This window comes from Bacillus sp. FSL L8-0654 (assembly GCF_038629965.1).
GTDB classification, from domain to species: domain Bacteria; phylum Bacillota; class Bacilli; order Bacillales; family Bacillaceae; genus Bacillus; species Bacillus safensis.
On record NZ_CP152026.1, the window covers coordinates 3,021,010 to 3,042,089 of the forward strand.

A 21,080-nucleotide genomic window follows, 5' to 3' on the forward strand; every position below is an offset into this window, starting at 1 on the left:
CCTGTTTAATTTGTGCTACAGCGCTCAGACTTATTCAAGGGAAGAGGCTCAATCATCATGAAAGGTCTGTCTCATTTTTTGCAAGTACGACAGAAAGGTTTTTAAATCTTCCTTTGTGAAGTCTGACATCATATGCTGAATCACTTTTCCGAAAAGACGTGTATGCTTTTCATAAATCGCCATCCCTTTTTCCGTGACTTCTAAACGAACAAGTGATGAATCGTCCTTGTCCCGTTCTCTCTGAATATAACCCTGCTCACATAATTTATTGAGCGCAATAGAGGCTGCACCAGGGTTTAAGGAGAGTCTTTGCTTCAGCTCTTCAGCATGTGATACTTTTCCTTGTATCAAAATAGAAAGAGCATATATCTGCGGGGGCGTGATGTCTTTCTCTAACTCAAGTAACTTGCGGTTTAATTTACGGCTGACTTCATAATGTACAAGAACAATTTCTTTTAAAATGTCTGCATTACCCATCCGAATCGCATCCTTATCGTTAGTATCAACATGACTTCCCCCTTATTATAGAATGTTTTTCCATTCAGCCAACCCTTTTGGCCTCTTTTTCTTTAGAAAATAAGCCTTGCTGAATGAATTCACCCTTGATATAGTGAGTACTTGAACTAAGATAGAACAGGAGTACGCATCATGACAGGAAAAACACACATCATGGGCGGAATTGCCGCCTCCACAGCCGTTGCCTACTATTATGGATTCGACCCAGTGACAATGGCTGCTGCTGGATCAGCAGGTGCCCTGATCCCTGACCTTTGCCATACAAAAAGTAAAATCGGCAGAAAATTCCCGCTGCTCTCGGCACTGATCAGCAGTGTGTTCGGTCATCGCACGTTTACACACAGTTTATTATTTTTGCTGATCATTTATTTTCTAGCGACCACATACATTCCAAATGACAGCCTAAGTATCGGTTTACTAGTCGGGATGGCAAGCCATCTCATCCTGGATGCAGGAACAGTGAACGGGATTAAATTTTTATTTCCAGCTTCCATTAAAGTGCGTCTTCCCTTCTATGTCAAAACAGGCAGCGCAGGAGAACAAGTCGTACTGGCTGCTCTTACCGTCGTTATCTGCTATTACATCGCTGTTATCTGCGGCATATCCATCCCATTCTAATGAATCAAAAAGAGATTTCCGAAAAACACAGGATATGAATTGATCATTCCTCATTTTTTTAGTAGGTTTAAGATAAGTGTTTTTGCCTTGCAGCTGAATACAGAATGGTGAGGAGCTACATAAATGAAAGCGTTTTTCAAAGATCACTGGTTTTTAGTGTACTCCATCCTCTTCATGTGGATGAAAACATACATCATTTATCAATTCGGATTTCACATACGAACAGCCAATCTGTTTCATGAATGGCTGCTTTTGATCAATCCACTTAGCTTTTTGCTCCCCTTGTTTGGGATTGCTCTTTTTTTAAATGAAACTAAGCAAAAGGTTTTTTTATTGACCGCAAATTTGATTTTGACGGCGATTCTCATATCGAATACGATTTTTTATGGATTTTATATTGATTTCATTACGATCCCTGTATTATTCCAAGCGAAAAACATGGGAGATATGGGCAGCAGTATGACAGAATTATTCCACCCGCTGTTCTTGCTGATGCTCATTGATTTCGTGGTGCTGGCTTGGCTGTTAAAGCGCAAACCTTTAGCGCCAAAGGCCTCCTTCAAGACGATCAAAACATATTATGCCGTGTGCTGCAGCTTTCTATTGTTTCATGTCAGTTCAGCCATGCTGGATCACCCTCGCTTTCTGACAAGCTCCTATGATCGAGAAGTGATTGTACGAAACCTTGGGCTGTTCCAGTTCCACCTGTATGACGGCGCTGCCCAAACAGCGCGTATTGGACAAAAAGCCTTTGCAGATGAAGATACACTTTCAACCGTAGCAAACTACACAAAGGCTGATTACAGTGCACCAAACGAAGAGTATTTTGGACTTGCTAAAGGCAAGAACGTTGTGTTCATTTCACTCGAATCAACCCAGCAATTTGTCGTTGATCAAAAGGTGAATGGACAATACATCACCCCCTTTTTAAATCAACTCGCTAAAAAGAGTTTTTATTTTGATGAATTTTATCAGCAGACTGAGCAAGGAAAGACGTCGGATTCAGAGTTTATTGTCGCAAATTCCCTCTATCCATCTAGCAGCGGCGCTGTCTTTTTCACAGCTAGTGACAACGAATACGACACGTTATACAAGCAGTTGAAAAAAGAGAACTATCAATCCGTCCAATTTCATGCGAATAATAAAACGTTTTGGAATCGTGATGTGATGTATGAATCGTTTGGGATTGACCGCTTTTATGATGTCGATTCGTATCAGGTCAATGAACAGAATTCAACTGGCTGGGGCTTAAAGGATATCGACTTCTTTGACCAATCCATTGATTATTTAAAAAAGTTGAAGGCGCCTTATTACAGCACGTTCATTACCTTGACCAATCACTTTCCATTTGAAATTGATCCAAAGGATCAATTGATTGATGAATATGATTCGTCCAGCGCCATTTTAAACCGCTATGTGACGACCGTCCGCTATCAGGATGAAGCCATTAAGAACTTTTTTGACCGTATGAAAGAAGAAGGACTGTATGACAATACAATGTTTGTTCTCATGGGAGATCACTATGGCATCTCCGAGGCACATCATCAGGCAATGGCAGAGCTGCTCAAAAAAGATGAGATTACACCGTATGATGCTGTGAAATTGCAGCGTGTTCCCTTTTTGATTTACATTCCGGGAGTCACAGATCAAGCACCGCAGACAATCTCTGAAACAGCTGGGCAAATCGACGTGAAGCCGACACTCCTGCACTTACTCGGTATTGAAACGAAGGATGCCATTCAATTTGGCAATGATTTATTTTCAAACGAACGGACGCCTTTTGCTGTTTTGAGAAACGGGAACTTTATTACAGATGATTATCTCTATACAAAGAACACCTGCTATGATCAAAAAACAAAAGAACCTGTTGAACAGGATGAGGTGTGTCAGCCTTATATCGAAAAAGCCAATAAAGAGCTTTCCTTATCAGACAAAGTGATCAATGGGAATTTGCTCCGTTTTTATCAGCAATAAAAGCCGCCTTCTGGCGGCTTTTTCTTTTCTCTTTTTACTGAAAGCCTATGAATGGTCAAATAAGTTTGCTTATAATAAAGGATACAGATGATATTGAATAATAAGAGGTGTGAACATGAAGTATACGTTCTTCGCCTTCATCGCCATCTGTTTGCTCCTGAGCGGGTGTCAAACAGAGATGAAGTCATCGGATACAACAACCAAAAAAACAGAGCTTGTCATTTCAGCTGCGGCAAGTCTTCAGGATGCACTTAAAGAAATTGAATCTGCCTTTAACGATGAGCATCCGAATGTGACATTAACAAATAATTTCGGGTCATCCGGCGCATTGAAGCAGCAAATTGCGCAAGGGGCAAAGGCGGATCTCTTTTTCTCTGCAGCTGAAGCGCCCTTTGATGAGCTTGTGAAATCTGGAGACATCGATCAACATTTTATCAAGGATGCCATCCAAAATGAGCTTGTGCTCATTGTGCCAAAAGATCACTCTTCCTCTATTAAAAGCTTTCAAGATGTCGAGCACATAAAAGGAAAGGTTGCTCTTGGCACCCCTGAATCCGTTCCTGCTGGTACATACGGCAAAGAGATTTTTACAAAACTGAACATCTGGGATCAAGTGAAAAAGAATACTGTGTACGGCAAGGATGTACGGCAGGTTTTAAGCTACGTAGAAACAGGAAATGTGGAAGCAGGTGTTGTGTATAAGACAGATGCCCTCGTTTCCAAAAAAGTAAAGATTGCGGCTGAAGCCAATCAGGACATGCATTCCCCGATCATTTACCCGGTAGGGATCGTAAAAGGGACAGAACATTTAGAGGAAGCCAAGTCCTTTTTTCAATTTCTACAATCAAAAGCAGCCAAATCCATTTTTAAAAAGTACGGCTTTCAAGTGACATAATGCCCATGCTGACTGAAGAATTTCTATCTCCCATCTGGCTGTCCGTGCAAGTTGCCGTTGTGAGCGGGCTGCTGGCAACTGTTTTTGGTACAATGATTGGCTATTGGATGGCGCGAACATCATTTAAGGGGAAAATGATCGTAGAAACACTCTTGATGATGCCGCTTGTCCTCCCGCCAACGGTTGTAGGGTTTTTATTGCTCGTCATATTCGGAAGGCATAGCATGATCGGAGGCGTGATTGAATGGATCTTCCACCAGCCGGTCATTTTCACATGGTGGGCGGCGGTAATTGCATCAACGGTTGTGGCATTCCCGCTTATGTATCAATCAGCAAAAGCTGGATTTTCTACGATTGAGTCAGATATTGAAGGGGCTGCAAAAGTAGATGGTGCTCATTCATTCCAAGTCTTTGCCTATATTACAGTACCACTTGCCCTGCCTTCCCTCTTGTCAGGCAGCGTCCTCAGCTTTGCCAGAGCCCTTGGGGAATTCGGGGCGACCTTAATGTTTGCCGGCAACATCCCAGGAAAAACGCAAACTCTCCCAACTGCTATCTATGTGGCGATTGATTCTGGACGAATGGAGCTCGCTTGGGCCTGGACGATTTGTATTGTGATCTTATCTTTTATCATGCTCTTGGCTGTGCGCCGAAGCAGTACGTAAAAAATCCTCTTTCTCATATAAGAAAGAGGATTTTATTATTTATTCAAACCCAACCGTCATTGTCTCTGGATTTGAGCCGACGCGTTCGTTATTGTTTAATGCATCGATTTTTTCCATGTCTTCTTTGGAAAGCTCGAAGTCAAAGATGTCTGCATTTTGTTTAATGCGTTCTTCATTGATTGATTTAGGAATTGTCACAACACCGCTTTGCAGATCCCAGCGCAAGATGACTTGAGCAACAGATTTGTTGTAGCGTGCAGCAATGTCCTTCAATACTTCATGATCTAATAGCTTCCCTTGCATCAGCGGAGACCATGCCTCAATTTGAATGCCTTTTTCCTTTGCATATTGACGCAGTTCAACAAGTGTCAGTTTCGGATGAAATTCAACTTGGTTCACAGCTGGAACAACCTCAGCATCTTTTAACAGCTCTTCTAAATGCTGAATGTAGAAATTGCTGACTCCAATGGCTCTGACTTTCCCGTCTTTATAAAGCTTCTCAAGTGCGCGCCATGTGTCTTTAAATGTATCTGCATTTGGTCCAGGCCAATGAATCAAATAGAGGTCTAAGTAATCAAGACCTAATCGGTTTAAGCTTGCGTCAAACGCTTCAAGCGCTTTGTCATAGCCTTGATCTGTGTTCCATACTTTAGATGTGATAAATAAGTCTTCTCGTTTCACGCCAGATTCTTTAATCGCTTTTCCTACGCCTGTCTCATTTTTATAAACAGCTGCCGTATCAATGCTGCGATATCCGTTTCGTATGGCTGCTTTTACGGCATCTACCACTTGATTGCCGTCCTCCACTTTGAATACACCTAAACCAAACCAAGGCATTTCAACTCCGTTATTCAATGTTACGGTATCATTCAAGCTTTTGACCATTTTAACAACCACCTTTTTTATAGATTCCATCTCTTTCATTATCTCATGTTGTACTTCAAAACTCTATTATCAGGCGTTTCTCTTCGCTTCGATGGCTAAGAGCAGCGCACCTGTCATGCCAGCCTTGTCCTCAAGTCCAGGGGAGACAATGTATGTATCAAGCGGCGGCAGGTCCACATAATCATTGACATAAGCAGCCAGCTTCTCACGAATTAGTGGGAATAACTGCTTTTGCTTCATGACGCCTCCGCCCATGATGATGCGCTCTGGGCTTAAAATGAGCGAGTACTGCATAAGCGCCTGCGCTAAATAATCCGCCTCAAGTGACCAAACCGCTTCTTCCTTCGTAAGCTCTTTGGCAGGTTTCCCCCACCTTTTCTCAATCGCTGGTCCAGCTGCCAGTCCTTCTAAACAATTTCCATGTGCCGGACAGATACCTGCAAACGAATCCGATTCATCCTGTCTGATAAGGATATGTCCCATCTCAGGATGTGAATGGCCGTGTAGAAGCTCATTTTTCACAACAGCTCCCGCACCAATGCCTGTACCGACCGTGATATACAAACAGCTGCTTAGCCCTTTGGCTGCCCCCTTTGTTAATTCACCTAGTGCTGCGGCATTGACATCGGTTGTAAAAGATACTGGGACACCTAATTGCTTCTCAAGCTCAGGAATGAACGGATAATGCTTCCACTCCACTTTTGGCGTGTTCATGATATAACCGTATGAAGGATCATCCTTTTGAACACAAATGGGTCCAAAGGAGCCAACCCCTAATGCTGCAATGTCATGCTGCTCAAAAAATGGAATGAGTTTTTGTATTGTTTTCTCCGGGTGCTCTGTCGGAATCGTCATTTCCTCTAAGATGTCTCCATGCTCATTGCCGATTGCACAACAAAATTTTGTACCCCCAGCTTCAATTGCCCCATAATACGCCATCATTGATCCCCCCTGCTTGTTCTCTTTCTTCATCATAAAACATGGGGTAGAAGATGACAACATCACGTATTGGTGAGCAGAACAGCTTCCATGTCATTGATATACTCCCTTAAATGATGGGCAATATCACGATTGATCTCACCGTCTTCATATAAGGTTTGAATTTCATTTCGAATCGTCTGTACAGCTTGGAAGTTCAGCTCTTTTTTCTTCCGGTCAAATGAACGGTCTTTTTGCTGGAAGAAGCTTGGACCGTGTTCACAGCGGAAAATCACTTGATTGTAAAAACCAATGACTTGGTGGCACGTTTGTTGGTTTTCATCTGTCATATGATGTTTGATCGAATCTACTGCAGCTTCAGCGGTTTTCTTACGGATTTGTTTGTACGATTCCTCGTTTTCTAAAATGCCGCTTGAAATGTGCTGATTCGGCCGCCATAATTGCAGCCATTGAAGCAAGCGCAGAAACTTCACCTTTGAAAAGCGAATTTTGAAGGAGTTTGAATACAGCATTTCCAGCTCATGAAATCTTTCTTGCAGCTCATAGGCTTCTTCCTTGTCAATTTTCTCTTCCTCAATTAATTGTTGAAGTTTCATCTGTTCTGCTTTGATACCGTGCAGTCTGATTTTTCGCTCTTGTCTTCTCATCCCAAATTGGTATGGTTCACGCTGGATATTTCTCAGCTTCATTCTATAATCATTGATGAGTGAAAGAGACACTTCCCTGTTGTCCTCATTCATTCCTTCTTTTAAGGTTTTAATGGCACTTCTCAGCAGCTTTCGTTTTGCATGCTGAATCTTTGTATCCAAGTCCACGTCGACTTGCTTGTCTTTTTTCTCTGATAAAAGAGGCAGTAACACACTGGCTAAAATGAGCGTACATAAAATCACACCAGCTGCGAGGAAAATAATCAAGTGCCGCTCTGGAAATGGTGATCCGTCCGCAAGCGTAAATGGAATAGAGAAGGCACCGGCCAATGTCACAGCCCCGCGGACACCAGAGAATGTCATAAGCATCGAGGCGCGAAGCTTCGGCTTTTTCACATTTTGCTTTTTCGTTGCACTCCATTTTCCTGCCCAGAACAGCCATACCCATAAGAACCGCAGCACCATGAGACATAGTGTAATAATTAAGATGTAGCCAATCACCTGCATGTTGTTAAAGGCTTCATCCTGGAAAATAACTGTGGAAACATCCGGAATCTGCAGTCCAAGTATGACGAAAACAAGGCCGTTTAAAATAAATAAAATAATATTCCAGGTGTTTGATGAAGCAATTTGCAGCTTGGCTAAATTCGCTTCCATTCGGTCTTGCTCAATGGCATGTGTCACACCGCCAGCCACAACAGCTAAAATGCCGGATACACCGATTTCTTCCGCTGCTAAATAAATCACAAATGGTGTAAGGATTTGCAGGATGATATGCATTGTGACATCGTCCATTCCTAAACGGCGGAGGAAATAGCGAAAACGAATGATAAAAAAGGATAGAATAAATCCAGTCAATAACCCGCCTGCGGCAATCAGTACAAAACTAAAGGATGCCTGAGCAATTGAAAAAGCTCCCGTCACCGTTGCAGCAATGGCAAATTTAAAGGCGACAAGTCCTGATGCATCGTTCATCAGCCCTTCGCCTTCCAGCAGTCTCATGATGCCCTTTGGCATATTCACACGGCTGGATAAAGCACTTACTGCCACCACATCTGTCGGTGATAAAATTGCTGCAAGCGCAAATGCGGCTGGAAGCGGTATGCTTGGAATCATCCAATGAATGGTATATCCCGCTACAATGACGGTCGCAAACACTAAACCAAGCGCTAAAAGAAGAATCGGTGCTCTTAATTTCCATAGCTCGTCCCTTGGGGTACGCTTCCCGTCATTAAATAACAGCGGCGCAATAAATAGAACGAAGAAGAGTTCAGGATTTAAAGAAATATGTAAACCTGAAGGAAAAGCTGCCACCAATATTCCTAAGCCCACTTGAATTAACGGAACGGGAATAAAGGGGACAAAACGATTGATAATATTAGATGCTGCAATGAGTGCCAGTAGTACGAGCACTGCCAAAAAAATCTCCACTAGTACATGTCCCTCCTATGTATATTTTTCGTCAAGTTTTGCTTACATGCAAAGATGTGTTCATTACATCCGTCCGCTCAGAAGTGCTTCTTTAGTATTCCGCAAAAAGTGAAACCAACACATAACAATCCATCTAGGCAAAAAAAGACTGAATCCAGATATTCAGCCTGCTGACAAAATTTTCATCATATGTATTGTTCAAATGATGAACAAAAGACCCTGCTTTTATTTTACACGAAAACTCCATCATCTGCTGATATTCAGCTCTTATTAAACACAAAAAAAGAGCGGAATCGCCCTTTTTCGTTTTACCCTTTATTTAAAAAATAAGACCTGGCGGGAAGGCGCCATTTGAATAAGTAGGAACAAACCCTGCATACGACGAGGATGACAAACAGCAAATATAAAGCAAGCTCTCCTTGCGCTAAGCCGAGTCCAACGAATAAGCCGCCAAGGGCTGCCCATACGGCGTAAATCTCTGCTTTTAGCACAAGCGGCTTTCGCCCTGCTAATAAATCACGCACAATTCCGCCGCCGCTTCCAGTCAATATGGCTGCCACAATGACTGCACTGAGCGGGAGTTCTCTTTGCACAGCAAATAATGCGCCTTGAATCGCAAACGCTGCTAAACCGATCGCATCCGAGAAATTTCCCCATGTGCTCCAGTGCTTGAGCAAAAGCTTTGGAAAAAGAAACACAATCGTAATGGATACAAGGGCAATCGTAAACATTTTACCCTGTGACCATAAAGCAGACACCGGAAGACCAATTAATAGATTCCGAATCGCTCCACCGCCAAATGCTGTCACAATCCCTAAAATGTACACACCAAGAATATCGTACTCTTCCTCCATTGCCACAATCGCACCACTAATAGCGAATGCGACAATGCCAATGATACTTAAGACTTCCCATGCCATTTTCCGCTTATCTCCTTACCTTTATCTGATCATCTAACACTACTCCCTTAATGTATATCTGACACAGGTGAAAAGCAATACAAATTTTCTTTAAATTTTATCTTTTTGCAAAAATAAAAAATAGCCCGCTTATAAGCAGGCTATCTCTTTCAATCTTCTTTTGCATTTAACAGCAGCATACTAATGATGATGAGAATAAATGCAATAAGGGCTAGTAGTGGAATGGTGATAAAACCAAACCAGTTCAAATAATCAACAGAACAAGGAATACCGCTCAGGCAAGGGCGGATCGATGCAAAGCCAGGTATCTTTTGTTCCATATAATGATAGATAGAAAAACAAGCGCCAATCACAGCCAGAGGCAGAACGTAATATTTCACTTTCACATCGCCTCTGAATGTCGCAATTCCAAGTAAAAGCACGAGCGGGTACATGAAAATGCGCTGAAACCAGCACATATCACATGGGATAAACTTCTTTACTTCACTTAAATACAGGCTGCTCATCGTCGCAACGATAGAAACGATCCAAGCACTGTATAAGTAAACAAGCTTATTCTTCATGATTTTTTCCCTTTGAGCTCTTGATCAATTAATTCTTTGATTTCATCATAGTCATAAAAGTTTTCGACTTGTTTATTGTTAATGAAAAGAGTTGGTGTTGCATTCACTTTATATTGGTTCACAAGCTGATCGTCTGTGTTCAGCTGCGGCTGATATGTTTTCTTTGATAGATGATCTTTAAGCTTGTCCGTGTCTATTTTTGTTGTCTTTTTCGCTAGCTCTGTCAGCTTAGCAGGCGTGACCCATTCTGCTTCACTATCTGGCTGTGCTTGATAGACAGCTTCATGAAATGCCCAAAAGTTTTTCGGATCTTCTTTCCACACTTCTTCAGAAGCTAGTGCTGCCAGCACTGCGCCATCTCCATGAACAGGAAGTGGCAAGTTAATAAACGAAAATGATACATCGCCTTTATCTATGTAGTCCGCTTTCAGCTTTGGGAAAATGTCTGTTTCAAATGATTTACATGATGGACATTTATAATCCCCAAACTCGACAATTTGTACGGCTGCGTTTTTATCTCCCATGACAGGCTGTCCTTTAATAGAAGGCTTACTGTCAACCGTTTGTGCTTCTTTGCTGTTGTTATTTCCAATGACGACGAATAATCCGATGAGAAGAGCTGCGATAATGGTTAAAATGACAGCAAATTTAATGGATGATGATTGATTATTTTTTTTACTCACATAAGCACCTACCTTATCTTTTTCATTCCTTCAAAAGAAAAAGGATAATAGCTTAGAATAATGCCATTATCCAACTTCTTCTATTTTAACAAGAGGGGATTCATTATGAAAGATGGTATTCATGAATTTTTCCTAACAATTTTATTTCATTACCCTCATGGCATTTAAAACAGCGAGTACAGTCACACCGACATCCGAGAAGACGGCTTCCCACATGGTCGCAATACCAAATGCTCCGAGTAATAGGAAAACCCCTTTAACTCCAAGAGCAAATGCAATGTTCTGCCATACAATTCTTCTTGTTCGTTTAGCGACAGCGATGGCTTCTGCTACTTTTGACGGCTGGTCTGTCATAATGACGATATCAGCCGCTTCTACCGCTGCATCTGAACCAAGTCCGCCCATCGCAATTCCTATGTCTGCTCTTGCTAATACCGGTGTATCATTAATGCCGTCCCCAACAAATAATAATTTTTCTTGAGGCGCTTTTTTCTGATCAATTTCTTCTAATTTCGTTACTTTATCCTGCGGTAATAATTCGGCATGTACTTCATCAATGCCAATTTGCTGGGCGACCGCTGTTCCAACTTGCTTGGCATCACCAGTCAGCATGACTGTTTGAATGCCAGATGCTTTTAGAGCTGAGACGGCTTCAATTGCATCATCCTTTAATTCATCTGCAATCAAGATCGATCCGGCGAACTCACCGTTAATGGCCATGTACACAACCGTTCCGCTTCGTTTTTCTTTTTCATATGAAATGCCTTCTCGTTCCATCAAGCGATGATTACCCGCTAACACTTTGGAACCACTGATGGTTGCTTTAATTCCATGTCCCGCAATATCTTCATATGCTTCGATCTTGCTTTCATCAAGCGGCGAACCATATGCCGCTTTAATTGATTCAGCAATCGGATGTGAGGAGTGGGCTTCTGCTAAAGCTGCAAAAGAAAGCAGCTCTTCTTCTGACCACTTATCGCTCGTTGTCACGATATTGGTCACTGTAAAGTTCCCTTTTGTGAGTGTGCCCGTCTTATCAAATACAGCATAGCTCACAGAGTTTAGTGCTTCTAGATAGTTACTGCCTTTTACAAGGATGCCTCGTTTAGAAGCTGCCCCAATTCCTCCGAAGAACCCTAATGGGATGGACACGACAAGCGCACAAGGACAAGAAATCACAAGGAAAACGAGTGCCCGGTAAACCCAGTCAGACAATTGAGCTGATGGAATGAGAAGCGGCGGCACAAAGGCAAGCAGCAATGCCAATACAACGACAGCCGGTGTATAGTATTTTGCAAACTTTGTGATAAAGTTTTCTGTCTGTGCTTTTCGGCTGCTCGCATTTTCAACCAAATCTAAAATTTTCGTCACTGCCGATTCGCTTAGCCCTTTTTGCACTTCAATTTCAAGAATACCGTTTTGATTCACAAATCCTGCAAGAACTTCTTTCCCTGCTTCTACATCCCGCGGCACAGACTCACCTGTTAATGCAGAGGTATCCACAAGTGAAAATCCTTCAATGACAAGACCATCAAGTGGAATTTTTTCGCCCGGTTTTACGACGATACGGTCACCGACTTTTACTTCTTCCGGCTTCACTTTTTTTGTTTCATTTCCTACTTTGAGATTTGCATATTCAGGGCGAATATTCATTAATTCACTAATGGATCGTCTTGAACGATTCACTGCTGCCCCTTGGAACAGCTCTCCAATTTGGTAAAACAGCATCACTGCCAGTGCCTCTGGATATTGCTGAATCACAAAAGCGCCAGCAGTTGCAATGGTCATTAAGAAGTTCTCATCAAATACTTGGCCGCGCACGATATTTTTCAGCGCTTTAAAAACCACATCACCGCCGACTAGTAAATACGCTGCGAAAAACATGATAAATTTCAGTAAGCCATCCTCTGGTATAAAATAAGCTGCTGTTCCTATAACTGCACCGCCAATTAATTTCAGCACAATCGCTTTTAAATTCTTTGTCCCATGATCATGATCGTGGTGATGTCCCTCTTCTTTTGGTGATACACTCACATGAGGTTCGATGGACTGAACTGTTTTTTCAATACGCTTTGACATCGTTTCTTGCTTATCTGCATGTGTGACAGTCAATGTCCCTGTCGCAAAATTAACGGAACAAGCTTCAACGCCATCCATTTTGCTGACACCTGTTTCAATTTTACGTGCACAGTTTCCACAATCAAGACCGCTTAATACGTATTCATCCTTCATTTTTTTCATGTTCTCACCTTTTTTCTATATGATAAGTAACGTTCCCTGGATCGATGAAACCTATTAAAAATCAAAAACTTTATATATGAGCATATATTCATATATTAGATTACCTTTATTATATGAGGAGTTCTTGTCTTCTGTCAATCATTTCTGAAGAAATCATTGGTTTTTTGTGTCCAATTCTGTCACACGGATTTTCAATAAACCAAGCTCATGTCCCCCGCTCCCCGCATAACATAAAAACGATCATTTGCAGTTTTTCTCTTTACAAAAGAAGGACATAAGCTTAGAATAAAATAAAAGTTTCCCTAAGGAAACAAATTAGCGTTAGTGAATCATTTCATCCTTTAGTCAAAATTATTTAATGTATGCATATATCTTTAGGAAGTGCAATGATGATTGAAAGGGGCCGCAAGAGATGTCAAATGCTTTAACAATCGACCGTCTTCATGTCTCATATCACGGACAGGATGCATTAGAGAATGTCTCTCTTTCCATACAGGAAGGGACAATGACAGGAATCATCGGTCCAAATGGTGCTGGTAAATCGACGTTACTCAAGGCATGTTTGGATCTCATTGAAAAAGACCAAGGGGATATTCGTTTTTTTGAGCAGCCCTTTAAACAAGTCAGAAAACAAATCGCCTATGTACCGCAGAGAAATGATTTAGATTGGACGTTTCCGATTCATGTACTGGATACCGTACTACTTGGAACATATCCGAAGCTCGGACTAATCAAACGTCCAAAAAAAGAAGACCGGGCATATGCGTATCACTGTTTAGAAAAAGTCGGGATGCAGGACTTTGCCAAAAGACAAATCGGTGAGTTATCCGGCGGACAGCAGCAGCGTGTCTTCCTTGCAAGGGCACTTGCTCAAAACGCACAGCTTTTCTGTTTGGATGAACCATTTGTCGGGATTGATATGGCAAGTGAAGAAACGATGGTTCGCATTTTGAAGGAATTACGAGATGAAGGGAAAACCATTTTGGTTGTCCATCATGATTTGAGTAAGGCAGATGATTATTTCAGCCATCTTGTTCTGTTAAATAAAAAACTCATCAAAGCAGGGCCTGTACACGACATCCTTCGCCCAGAAATCATGCTGGAAGCATATGAAACACAGCTGCCATTCTTAAAATCAGCAGGAGGAGACGTGTAATGGAATTTTTAACCGGACTCTTTGAATATGCTTTTTTACAAAAAGCGCTATTTACATCTGTCATGGTAGGCATCATTTGCGGCGTTATCGGCTGCTTTATCATTTTACGCGGCATGGCCCTGATGGGAGACGCCATTTCACACGCCGTACTGCCAGGTGTCGCCATCTCTTATATGCTGGGAATTAACTTTTTCTTCGGGGCCGTTTTAACTGGGGTGTTAACAGCGATTGGGATCGGTTATGTGAGTCAAAACAGCCGCATAAAAAATGATTCTGCCATCGGCATTGTCTTCACAGCCTTTTTCTCAATCGGAATTATTTTGATCACATTTTTGAAAAGTTCAAGTGATCTATATCATATTCTATTTGGAAACGTTCTAGCTGTTCGATCATCTGATATGTGGATTACACTGGGAATCGGTATTTTTATTTTGCTAGCCGTCATTGTTTTCTACAAGGAACTGCTCATTAGTTCATTTGATCCGGTGATTTCTTCGGTTTACGGTTTGCCGAATCGTATGATTCATTATTTTCTCATGACCTTATTGACCCTTGTGACCGTTGCATCACTGCAAACCGTTGGGATTATTCTTGTTGTTGCCATGTTGATTACGCCGGCAGCCACCGCTTATCTCTTAACGGACCGGCTATGGATCATGATTTATTTATCTGCTTTTTTCGGTGCTGTTTCTGCTGTCGTAGGTCTAGGGCTTAGTTTTACGTATAACTTGTCATCAGGCGCTTCCATCGTGCTGGTCGCGACTATTTTATTCGGCAGTGCCTTTATCTTTTCACCAAAGCAAGGCATTCTATGGAGATCATTAAAATCTAAACGAAAACGAACGCACTTAAAAAAGGAAGCGTCTATGTAAAAGGAGGACATATATGAAGAAGGTATTTGCTATCCGTTTGACCGCAGTATTCATTGCCCTTATGATCATCGCAGGCTGTTCAACCCAGCAAAGTAATTCCGGTAAAGATGACGGCACATTAAAAGTTGTCACGACCTACTCCATTCTTTATGACATTGTGAAGGAAGTAGGCGGGCAGCATGTCTCTATTCACAGCATTGTTCCCATTGGTACAGATCCACACGAATTTGACCCGCTGCCAAAGGATGTTCAGTATACGACGGATGCAGACCTTGTTCTATATAATGGCTTGAACCTTGAAACAGGAAACGGCTGGTTTCAAAAGCTGCTTGAATCGAGCGGCAAGGACGGGGATGATGCACCTGTAGCCGAGCTGAGTAAAGGCGTCAAAGTGAAGCATTTGTCATCAAAAGGCCTTGAAAGCCAGCAGGATCCGCACGCATGGCTGAATGTCGAGAACGGGATCATTTATGCCCAAAATGCCCGAGATGCGCTCATTCAAGCAGACCCTGAGCATAAAGAGGATTACGAAAAAAATGCAGAAGTCTACATCAAAAAGCTTCAAGCGCTTCACGATGAAGCAAAAGACAAGTTTGATCAGCTGCCAAAAGATAAAAAGCTCCTTGTCACAAGTGAAGGGGCATTCAAGTATTTTGCAGAGGCGTATGGATTGAAAGCCGGCTATATTTGGGAGATCAACACAGAAAGTGAAGGAACACCAGGACAAATGAAGCGCATTATTCATTTTGTCAAAGATCATCAAGTTCCTGCGCTCTTTCTTGAAACAAGTGTTGATAAACGCAGCCTTGAAAGCCTCTCTGAGGAAACCGGGGTTCCGATCAAAGGAAAAGTCTTCACTGACTCTATTGGAAAAGAAGGTGAAGATGGAGACAGCTACTATAAGATGATGAAATGGAATATCGACACCATTTACAAAGGGCTGTCATCATAAGAAAAGACAGGTGGAGTGAATCCGCCTGTCTTTTTTGTCAGCCTGTTATATTTTCTGGATGTTTTTTCGGCCAAATGACGTAGCTGATGCTAATGATGAAATCAATAGTTAAGATCATCCCCCATGTATTGACAAGCTGCATCAGTGCTTCCGTCCGCTCTGGTGCTTGGATGAGATAGGTTAATCCATATAACAGCCCCGCTCCAATAACATAAGAAATGAAATGCCGCGCCCAGCCGACCATTTCATACACAGACCGCTCTTTCCCGTACTTTGGTTTTCCCTTTGGCTTAGGACCTCCTGCAAATCGATAGGCAAACCTAGCATCTGCCCATTTCACCATTTGATGTCCGAAGGCAAGGCTCACACCAATATAAACAGCCGCAAGCCCGTGGATGACACTCGCCACAGCCCCTTGCCTTAAATCTATATAAGTAGCCGCAAGAAGTATGATATCCAAAATCGGCGTACAGACAAGAAAGAAAGCACCCCACTTTTTCTGTTTAAACACATAACGCAGCGTTAAGCCCATTAGAATAAACAGCCAAAAACCAATTTCACATGCCACAATCAATAACCCGACCAATTTCTCCACATCCTTTTTAATACGATTGTATTAAATAAAAAATAACACATCTGTGTTAAAAAAACAACAGCTATGCTAAAATCAATGTATGCCAAAAATCGTCGATCACCATAAACAAAAACAAAAGGTCGCTCAAGCTGCAATGAGAGTGATTAAACAAGAGGGATTGGAAAACGCTTCTGTACGAAAAATAGCAGTCGAAGCTGGAATTTCAGCCGGCTCTATGCGTCATTATTTTTCCACACAGCAAGAGTTATTTCTATTCTCTATGAATTTAATTCAAGAAAGAGTCAAGGAGCGGATTACAGGGCTTTCATTAAACGGTTCAACGGAGGAAAATGTCCTCACTTTATTGGAGCAGCTTCTTCCACTTGATGAAGAAAGAAAATTTGAAATGGAGGTGTGGCAGGCTTTTGCAGTCAAGGCGCTGACTGAACCAGATCTACAGCCGCTCAATGCAAAGATGTATGACGAGCTTTTCCAAACGGTCCAATATTGTTTAATGAAATTGAAAGAGGATGGGCTGCTGCTAAATGATATCGATCCTTTATTAGAAACCGAACGGCTTTATGCGGTCATCAATGGGCTTGCATTGAATGGAATCGTGCAGCCCGAACGTATACCGCCTCAGCTCATACGCTCCGTACTGCAGATGCACCTGCAATCCATCACAAAAAAAGACATGTCTCCTTAATTGGAGAGCATGTCTTTTTTTAATCTTCCATAAAAATACGTTTCGCTTCGTAGTAAAGCACCTGCACAAATTTCTTCACATTGATACGGGTGTGTTCTTCTCTTCCGCTCATCTCTTTCGTCAATTCGCTCATTTTCTTTCGTACGATGGTGAAATCGAAAAATTTAGATGCGTAATTTTCAAACGTTGGATGGGAAAAATCGGTTAGCCCAAGTGATGCGATGTGTTTCAATGATTGATTGATCGCACGCCTTACCCGCTGTTCGGCTGCCTTTGCTTCTCTTGCGATGTCTGCCGATGTGTAGGGCTCACTTAACTTATCCTCCGTAATCCCAGTGAAAATGATTTTTAAAGAAGGAAAGGAATCATGATGATCAGCATGCAGCGCTAAATACTGGTCTGTAAACAGAATCATATCTAATAAATCTTTAGACCCCTTCTCACCAACAATACCAAGCTCCGCCAGCAAAAACTGACCTGCCTCTGCAAGACTTTTCCCCCGCTGCTTCGTTTTCGTCTGACCGCGCTGCTGAAATTGCATGACCGATTTGAGTGAGTGCTGAATATTTTCAATTGAATGCTCTAAATGAAGACGTTCAATCATCAGATGGAGGACACTTAAGACCTCTACACGATTGATCGGCTTTGTCACATAATATTCGACGCCAAGCGTATACGCCTGTCCGATTAATTCCTTTGTTTCAACCTGTGACAGCATTAAGTATTTCCCATGAAACTCATCCTTGATCGCTCGAATCGTTTCAAGCCCGTCCCTTTCCGGCATCAATAGATCAATACATAAGATATCAATGTGCAAATCATTTAAGTAGCTGGCTGTTAACTCTGCGCCATCCTCTGCTTCCCCGGCCACAATGCCAAGCTCTTCATCTTCAATGAGCTGAGCCAGTGAAGAACGAACGGCTTCATCATCATCAACTATAAAAAATCTCATCTCCCAATCCCCTCTTTTCTACTGACTTGATCTACTGGTATCGTTAATGTGAAAATCGTTTGTTTATTTGGGATACTCTTCATCTCAACACTTCCGCCAAGCTTCTCCGCTGTATCCTTTACATAGGCAAGCCCGATACCGCTAGATGGATTCCCAGCCTGGTCGTATTTCAAAGTGAAGCCCGGTTTAAAAATCACATGATGATTACGTTCTTTTATGCCAGGCCCGTTGTCGCTGATCTGAAAAATCACGTGGTTTTCTTTCTGTGAAATAGAAAGTGACACCTCTCCATCTACAGGAATGGCTTCAACAGCGTTGGATACGATGTTATTTAACAAAGATAGAATGGTATACACGTGATAGGCGGGATGCTTTCCATCTTCATCATAATGAAAGACGATGTTTTTTTTAAGAGATTCTGCATAATTTTCATGAATGCGAATGACAAGCCCAGCGATATGAGAAGGACTCTCATAAGCCTGGAAGTTTTCCTCATGAATCAGCTTTGATAAGGCAGAAAAAATCCGCTGGTTATCCTTTTTGATTTCATGCACCTCTCCTGCAATCTGCAAGGCGGTTTTACCGAGCTTTTTCAAATCCAATGATTCCGCATCCTTTGCGTGGTGAAGGGATTGATACAATTGATAGGATGTAGCCGTAATATGCTCAGCATGTGCGAGTGTTTTATGAAAATATGTAGATTCTGTGTAAAGGTTAGACAGAAGCATCAGCAGATGTTCCTTTTCCTTTTTCATCTGACGCTCTCTCGCCTGCTCTTCATATAAGCGAATCATTGTATAACAAGCCAACACGAAAAAGCTTCTGAATATCGCCAAAACAAATAATTGGAACAGCGTTCTCACCGTTAACATTTCATCCATCGTGCCTCGAAGTGCGATGATTTCAACAACGCTTGCGCACAGCTCCATGACGATGCCTGTTGCTCCAATCAGCCATGGCTGATCGCGGAAACGTCTGACCTTCAATAAATAAAAGAGTGTGCCATAGACAACATAATAAAGCAGGGAAGGAAATCTTAATGAAACTGCCTCTTCAAGCGGAAGATGCCCTGTCACAGCTGTATCAAGCAGCACGCGAAACACAAAAACAGATATCCCAGCGATGATGCCGCTTGCCCATGCCGGTAATCTTTTCATTTGAAGCAGGATAAAGAAAAAGACAACGGTTCCAAAGCTGACCCGAAAGCTGTCCTCAAACGGATAAAATTTAAACTCTCCGCCAATCGGCGTCAGTACAATGAGCAGCACAATTAAATAAGGCTCTGTATTCAGCCATTTTTTCAGTAGATTCAAACGCAGTCACATCCCTAATAATTGACGATAGTATACTATGTGAGCTAAAGAAAAACAAACCTCCATGAAAAAGCGCACACCGGAACTTTGCCGGTGTGCGCTTCTCATGATGCCGCTTAATCTTCTAAACGATCCTTTTCTAAAAGTGATGCACCAGCAATACCTGGTTTTGTCATTTCAAAAGGATTTAAGATGACATCAAGCTCTTCCTCTGTTAACACATCATTTTGCAGACAAAGCTCACGTACAGATGCACCTGTAAGGATGGCTTCTCTTGCAATTCGTGCAGCCGCTTCATAACCAATGTGCGGGTTCACCGCCGTCATGACACCGGCACTCTTTTCTACATATTCTTTTAATCTAGATTCATCTGCTTTTAGGTCACGCAAGCAGTTGTCCACGAAGGACTCGAATACATTTTTCATCATGCTGAGAGATTGAAGCAGGTTGAACACTAACACTGGTTCCATAACGTTTAGTTCAAGCTGGCCAGCCTCTGAAGCAAGACAGATTGTGTGATCGTTCCCAATAACTTGGAATGCCACTTGGTTCATGACCTCAGGCATAACTGGGTTGACTTTTCCTGGCATGATGGATGAACCTGGCTGTCTCGGCGGCAGGTGCAGCTCACCAAAGCCCGCTCTTGGACCTGAAGCCATCAGACGAATATCGTTCGCCATTTTGGACATGTTCATCATACATACTTTAAGCGCAGCCGATACTTCTGTATAAGCATCCGTATTTTGCGTTGCATCGACTAAGTCTTCAGCACCAACTAACGGTAATCCGCTAATGTCAGATAGGTAGCCAACCACTTGGCGAATATACTTAGGATCTGCATTCAATCCAGTTCCGACTGCTGTTGCACCCATATTGACTTCATATAAATGCTGTCTAGACTGCTTGATACGTTTAATATCACGAGCAAGAACTTTTGCATAAGCACTAAACTCTTGTCCAAGTCTGATTGGAACAGCGTCCTGAAGATGCGTGCGTCCCATTTTGATGACATGATCGAATTCCTGCGCTTTTTCGGTCATGACTTGATGCATGTTTTCCATCGTATAAAGTAGTTTTTCAATCATATTCAATGTTGAAATATGAATCGCTGTTGGGAAAACGTCGTTTGTTGACTGCGACATGTTCACATGCGTGTTTGGACTTAGCTCAGTATAAGCGCCTTTTTCCTTTCCTAGTAGTTCAAGCGCTCTGTTTGCAATGACTTCATTGGCATTCATATTCATTGAAGTGCCAGCCCCGCCTTGAATTGGATCGACAATAAATTGATTGTTCCATTTTCCTTCGATGACCTCATCTGCGGCTTGAACAATTTTTTCTCCAAGACCAGAATATAGTCGCTGTGTATCCATATTTGCAAGTGCGGCTGCCTTTTTGACAATCCCTAATGCTTTGATGAGTTCCTCATGAATACGGTAGCCTGTAATTGGAAAGTTCTCCACTGCACGTAATGTTTGAATTCCATAATATGCTTGTGTGTCTACTTCCTTTTCACCTAGAAAGTCTCGTTCGATTCGAACTTGCTTGTCCTGTAGCTTCGTCATTTGAAAAGATCTCCTT

The 21,080-nt window shown here is 42.1% G+C and carries 20 protein-coding genes; 8 read left to right on the top strand and 12 right to left on the bottom strand.

What is annotated here, in order from left to right:
* Window positions 1–48: 48 nt before the first annotated feature.
* Entirely contained in the window at window positions 49–477 is a 429-nt protein-coding gene (locus MHH65_RS15685; RefSeq protein ID WP_034280901.1) for a MarR family transcriptional regulator, read from the bottom strand.
* Window positions 478–648: 171 nt separating this feature from the next.
* Between MHH65_RS15685 and MHH65_RS15690 the strand changes: the two genes are divergently transcribed.
* The 4 genes from MHH65_RS15690 to modB all read left to right on the top strand — a co-directional run bounded on the left by MHH65_RS15690 (window position 649) and on the right by modB (window position 4,668).
* Complete coding sequence (locus MHH65_RS15690; protein ID WP_098677562.1) at window positions 649–1,134, top strand: metal-dependent hydrolase; 486 nt, start codon at window positions 649–651, stop codon at window positions 1,132–1,134.
* 123 nt (window positions 1,135–1,257) lie between these two features.
* A complete protein-coding gene (locus MHH65_RS15695) occupies window positions 1,258–3,108 on the top strand; it encodes an LTA synthase family protein (protein WP_098677561.1) in 1,851 nt (616 codons plus the stop codon).
* 115 nt (window positions 3,109–3,223) lie between these two features.
* Complete coding sequence (gene modA / locus MHH65_RS15700; RefSeq protein WP_046313201.1) at window positions 3,224–4,003, top strand: molybdate ABC transporter substrate-binding protein; 780 nt, start codon at window positions 3,224–3,226, stop codon at window positions 4,001–4,003.
* Window positions 4,003–4,668, top strand: coding sequence for a molybdate ABC transporter permease subunit (gene modB / locus MHH65_RS15705; protein WP_065215167.1), 666 nt, complete (start codon window positions 4,003–4,005; stop codon window positions 4,666–4,668). Before modA ends, modB begins: the two co-directional genes overlap by 1 nt.
* A gap of 39 nt (window positions 4,669–4,707) precedes the next feature.
* Here modB and MHH65_RS15710 read toward each other — a convergent pair whose 3' ends face one another.
* From MHH65_RS15710 to MHH65_RS15740, 7 genes are all read right to left on the bottom strand, one after another.
* Complete coding sequence (locus MHH65_RS15710) at window positions 4,708–5,553, bottom strand: aldo/keto reductase (protein WP_041115677.1); 846 nt, start codon at window positions 5,551–5,553, stop codon at window positions 4,708–4,710.
* Window positions 5,554–5,622: 69 nt separating this feature from the next.
* Window positions 5,623–6,492: an ROK family protein gene (locus tag MHH65_RS15715; RefSeq protein ID WP_034280908.1), complete on the bottom strand. Its 870-nt coding sequence runs from the start codon at window positions 6,490–6,492 to the stop codon at window positions 5,623–5,625.
* 62 nt (window positions 6,493–6,554) lie between these two features.
* Entirely contained in the window at window positions 6,555–8,570 is a 2,016-nt protein-coding gene (locus tag MHH65_RS15720; protein ID WP_065215165.1) for a Na+/H+ antiporter, read from the bottom strand.
* Between the two features lie 308 nt (window positions 8,571–8,878).
* Complete coding sequence (locus MHH65_RS15725) at window positions 8,879–9,490, bottom strand: trimeric intracellular cation channel family protein (protein WP_024423463.1); 612 nt, start codon at window positions 9,488–9,490, stop codon at window positions 8,879–8,881.
* A gap of 149 nt (window positions 9,491–9,639) precedes the next feature.
* Window positions 9,640–10,053, bottom strand: a complete 414-nt coding sequence (locus MHH65_RS15730) for a disulfide oxidoreductase (RefSeq protein WP_024423464.1) — start codon at window positions 10,051–10,053, stop codon at window positions 9,640–9,642.
* Window positions 10,050–10,736 (bottom strand): DsbA family protein, encoded by a 687-nt coding sequence (locus MHH65_RS15735; RefSeq protein WP_034280910.1) that lies wholly within the window; start codon window positions 10,734–10,736, stop codon window positions 10,050–10,052. Before MHH65_RS15735 ends, MHH65_RS15730 begins: the two co-directional genes overlap by 4 nt.
* Window positions 10,737–10,877: 141 nt before the next feature.
* Window positions 10,878–12,977, bottom strand: a complete 2,100-nt coding sequence (locus tag MHH65_RS15740; RefSeq protein ID WP_087976148.1) for a heavy metal translocating P-type ATPase — start codon at window positions 12,975–12,977, stop codon at window positions 10,878–10,880.
* A gap of 412 nt (window positions 12,978–13,389) precedes the next feature.
* Between MHH65_RS15740 and MHH65_RS15745 the strand changes: the two genes are divergently transcribed.
* From MHH65_RS15745 to MHH65_RS15755, 3 genes are read left to right on the top strand one after another with little or no spacing between them, the layout of a single operon-like run.
* Window positions 13,390–14,133: a metal ABC transporter ATP-binding protein gene (locus MHH65_RS15745; protein ID WP_024423467.1), complete on the top strand. Its 744-nt coding sequence runs from the start codon at window positions 13,390–13,392 to the stop codon at window positions 14,131–14,133.
* The gene (locus MHH65_RS15750) at window positions 14,133–15,005 is read left to right on the top strand and encodes a metal ABC transporter permease (protein WP_024423468.1); all 873 of its coding nucleotides are present in this window, start codon (window positions 14,133–14,135) and stop codon (window positions 15,003–15,005) included. The genes MHH65_RS15745 and MHH65_RS15750 overlap by 1 nt, the downstream gene beginning before the upstream one ends.
* Before the next feature lie 13 nt (window positions 15,006–15,018).
* The gene (locus MHH65_RS15755; protein WP_041115667.1) at window positions 15,019–15,957 is read left to right on the top strand and encodes a metal ABC transporter substrate-binding protein; all 939 of its coding nucleotides are present in this window, start codon (window positions 15,019–15,021) and stop codon (window positions 15,955–15,957) included.
* A gap of 37 nt (window positions 15,958–15,994) precedes the next feature.
* Here MHH65_RS15755 and MHH65_RS15760 read toward each other — a convergent pair whose 3' ends face one another.
* Window positions 15,995–16,543, bottom strand: a complete 549-nt coding sequence (locus MHH65_RS15760; protein WP_098677559.1) for a hypothetical protein — start codon at window positions 16,541–16,543, stop codon at window positions 15,995–15,997.
* Between the two features lie 88 nt (window positions 16,544–16,631).
* On the opposite strand from MHH65_RS15760, the gene MHH65_RS15765 reads away from it, so the two are divergent.
* On the top strand, window positions 16,632–17,237 hold the full coding sequence (locus tag MHH65_RS15765) for a TetR/AcrR family transcriptional regulator (RefSeq protein ID WP_098677558.1): 606 nt from the start codon (window positions 16,632–16,634) through the stop codon (window positions 17,235–17,237).
* 19 nt (window positions 17,238–17,256) lie between these two features.
* Here MHH65_RS15765 and MHH65_RS15770 read toward each other — a convergent pair whose 3' ends face one another.
* The 3 genes from MHH65_RS15770 to aspA form a co-directional block, all read right to left on the bottom strand.
* A complete protein-coding gene (locus MHH65_RS15770; protein ID WP_034280916.1) occupies window positions 17,257–18,189 on the bottom strand; it encodes a response regulator in 933 nt (310 codons plus the stop codon).
* Window positions 18,186–19,502 (bottom strand): sensor histidine kinase, encoded by a 1,317-nt coding sequence (locus MHH65_RS15775; protein ID WP_098677557.1) that lies wholly within the window; start codon window positions 19,500–19,502, stop codon window positions 18,186–18,188. Before MHH65_RS15775 ends, MHH65_RS15770 begins: the two co-directional genes overlap by 4 nt.
* A gap of 116 nt (window positions 19,503–19,618) precedes the next feature.
* Window positions 19,619–21,064, bottom strand: coding sequence for an aspartate ammonia-lyase (aspA, locus tag MHH65_RS15780; RefSeq protein WP_024426050.1), 1,446 nt, complete (start codon window positions 21,062–21,064; stop codon window positions 19,619–19,621).
* Window positions 21,065–21,080: the final 16 nt, after the last annotated feature.

What these genes read in the sequence shown, in the direction of transcription:
- MHH65_RS15765 (WP_098677558.1), top strand. Translation starts at nt 16,632, where the DNA reads ATGCCAAAAATCGTCGATCACCATAAACAAAAACAAAAGGTCGCTCAA.
- MHH65_RS15710 (WP_041115677.1), bottom strand. Translation starts at nt 5,553, where the DNA reads ATGGTCAAAAGCTTGAATGATACCGTAACATTGAATAACGGAGTTGAA.
- modA (WP_046313201.1), top strand. Translation starts at nt 3,224, where the DNA reads ATGAAGTATACGTTCTTCGCCTTCATCGCCATCTGTTTGCTCCTGAGC.
- MHH65_RS15755 (WP_041115667.1), top strand. Translation starts at nt 15,019, where the DNA reads ATGAAGAAGGTATTTGCTATCCGTTTGACCGCAGTATTCATTGCCCTT.
- MHH65_RS15730 (WP_024423464.1), bottom strand. Translation starts at nt 10,053, where the DNA reads ATGAAGAATAAGCTTGTTTACTTATACAGTGCTTGGATCGTTTCTATC.
- MHH65_RS15750 (WP_024423468.1), top strand. Translation starts at nt 14,133, where the DNA reads ATGGAATTTTTAACCGGACTCTTTGAATATGCTTTTTTACAAAAAGCG.
- MHH65_RS15685 (WP_034280901.1), bottom strand. Translation starts at nt 477, where the DNA reads ATGGGTAATGCAGACATTTTAAAAGAAATTGTTCTTGTACATTATGAA.
- MHH65_RS15690 (WP_098677562.1), top strand. Translation starts at nt 649, where the DNA reads ATGACAGGAAAAACACACATCATGGGCGGAATTGCCGCCTCCACAGCC.
- MHH65_RS15770 (WP_034280916.1), bottom strand. Translation starts at nt 18,189, where the DNA reads ATGAGATTTTTTATAGTTGATGATGATGAAGCCGTTCGTTCTTCACTG.
- MHH65_RS15725 (WP_024423463.1), bottom strand. Translation starts at nt 9,490, where the DNA reads ATGGCATGGGAAGTCTTAAGTATCATTGGCATTGTCGCATTCGCTATT.
- MHH65_RS15745 (WP_024423467.1), top strand. Translation starts at nt 13,390, where the DNA reads ATGTCAAATGCTTTAACAATCGACCGTCTTCATGTCTCATATCACGGA.
- MHH65_RS15740 (WP_087976148.1), bottom strand. Translation starts at nt 12,977, where the DNA reads ATGAAAAAAATGAAGGATGAATACGTATTAAGCGGTCTTGATTGTGGA.
- aspA (WP_024426050.1), bottom strand. Translation starts at nt 21,064, where the DNA reads ATGACGAAGCTACAGGACAAGCAAGTTCGAATCGAACGAGACTTTCTA.
- modB (WP_065215167.1), top strand. Translation starts at nt 4,003, where the DNA reads ATGCCCATGCTGACTGAAGAATTTCTATCTCCCATCTGGCTGTCCGTG.
- MHH65_RS15695 (WP_098677561.1), top strand. Translation starts at nt 1,258, where the DNA reads ATGAAAGCGTTTTTCAAAGATCACTGGTTTTTAGTGTACTCCATCCTC.
- MHH65_RS15715 (WP_034280908.1), bottom strand. Translation starts at nt 6,492, where the DNA reads ATGGCGTATTATGGGGCAATTGAAGCTGGGGGTACAAAATTTTGTTGT.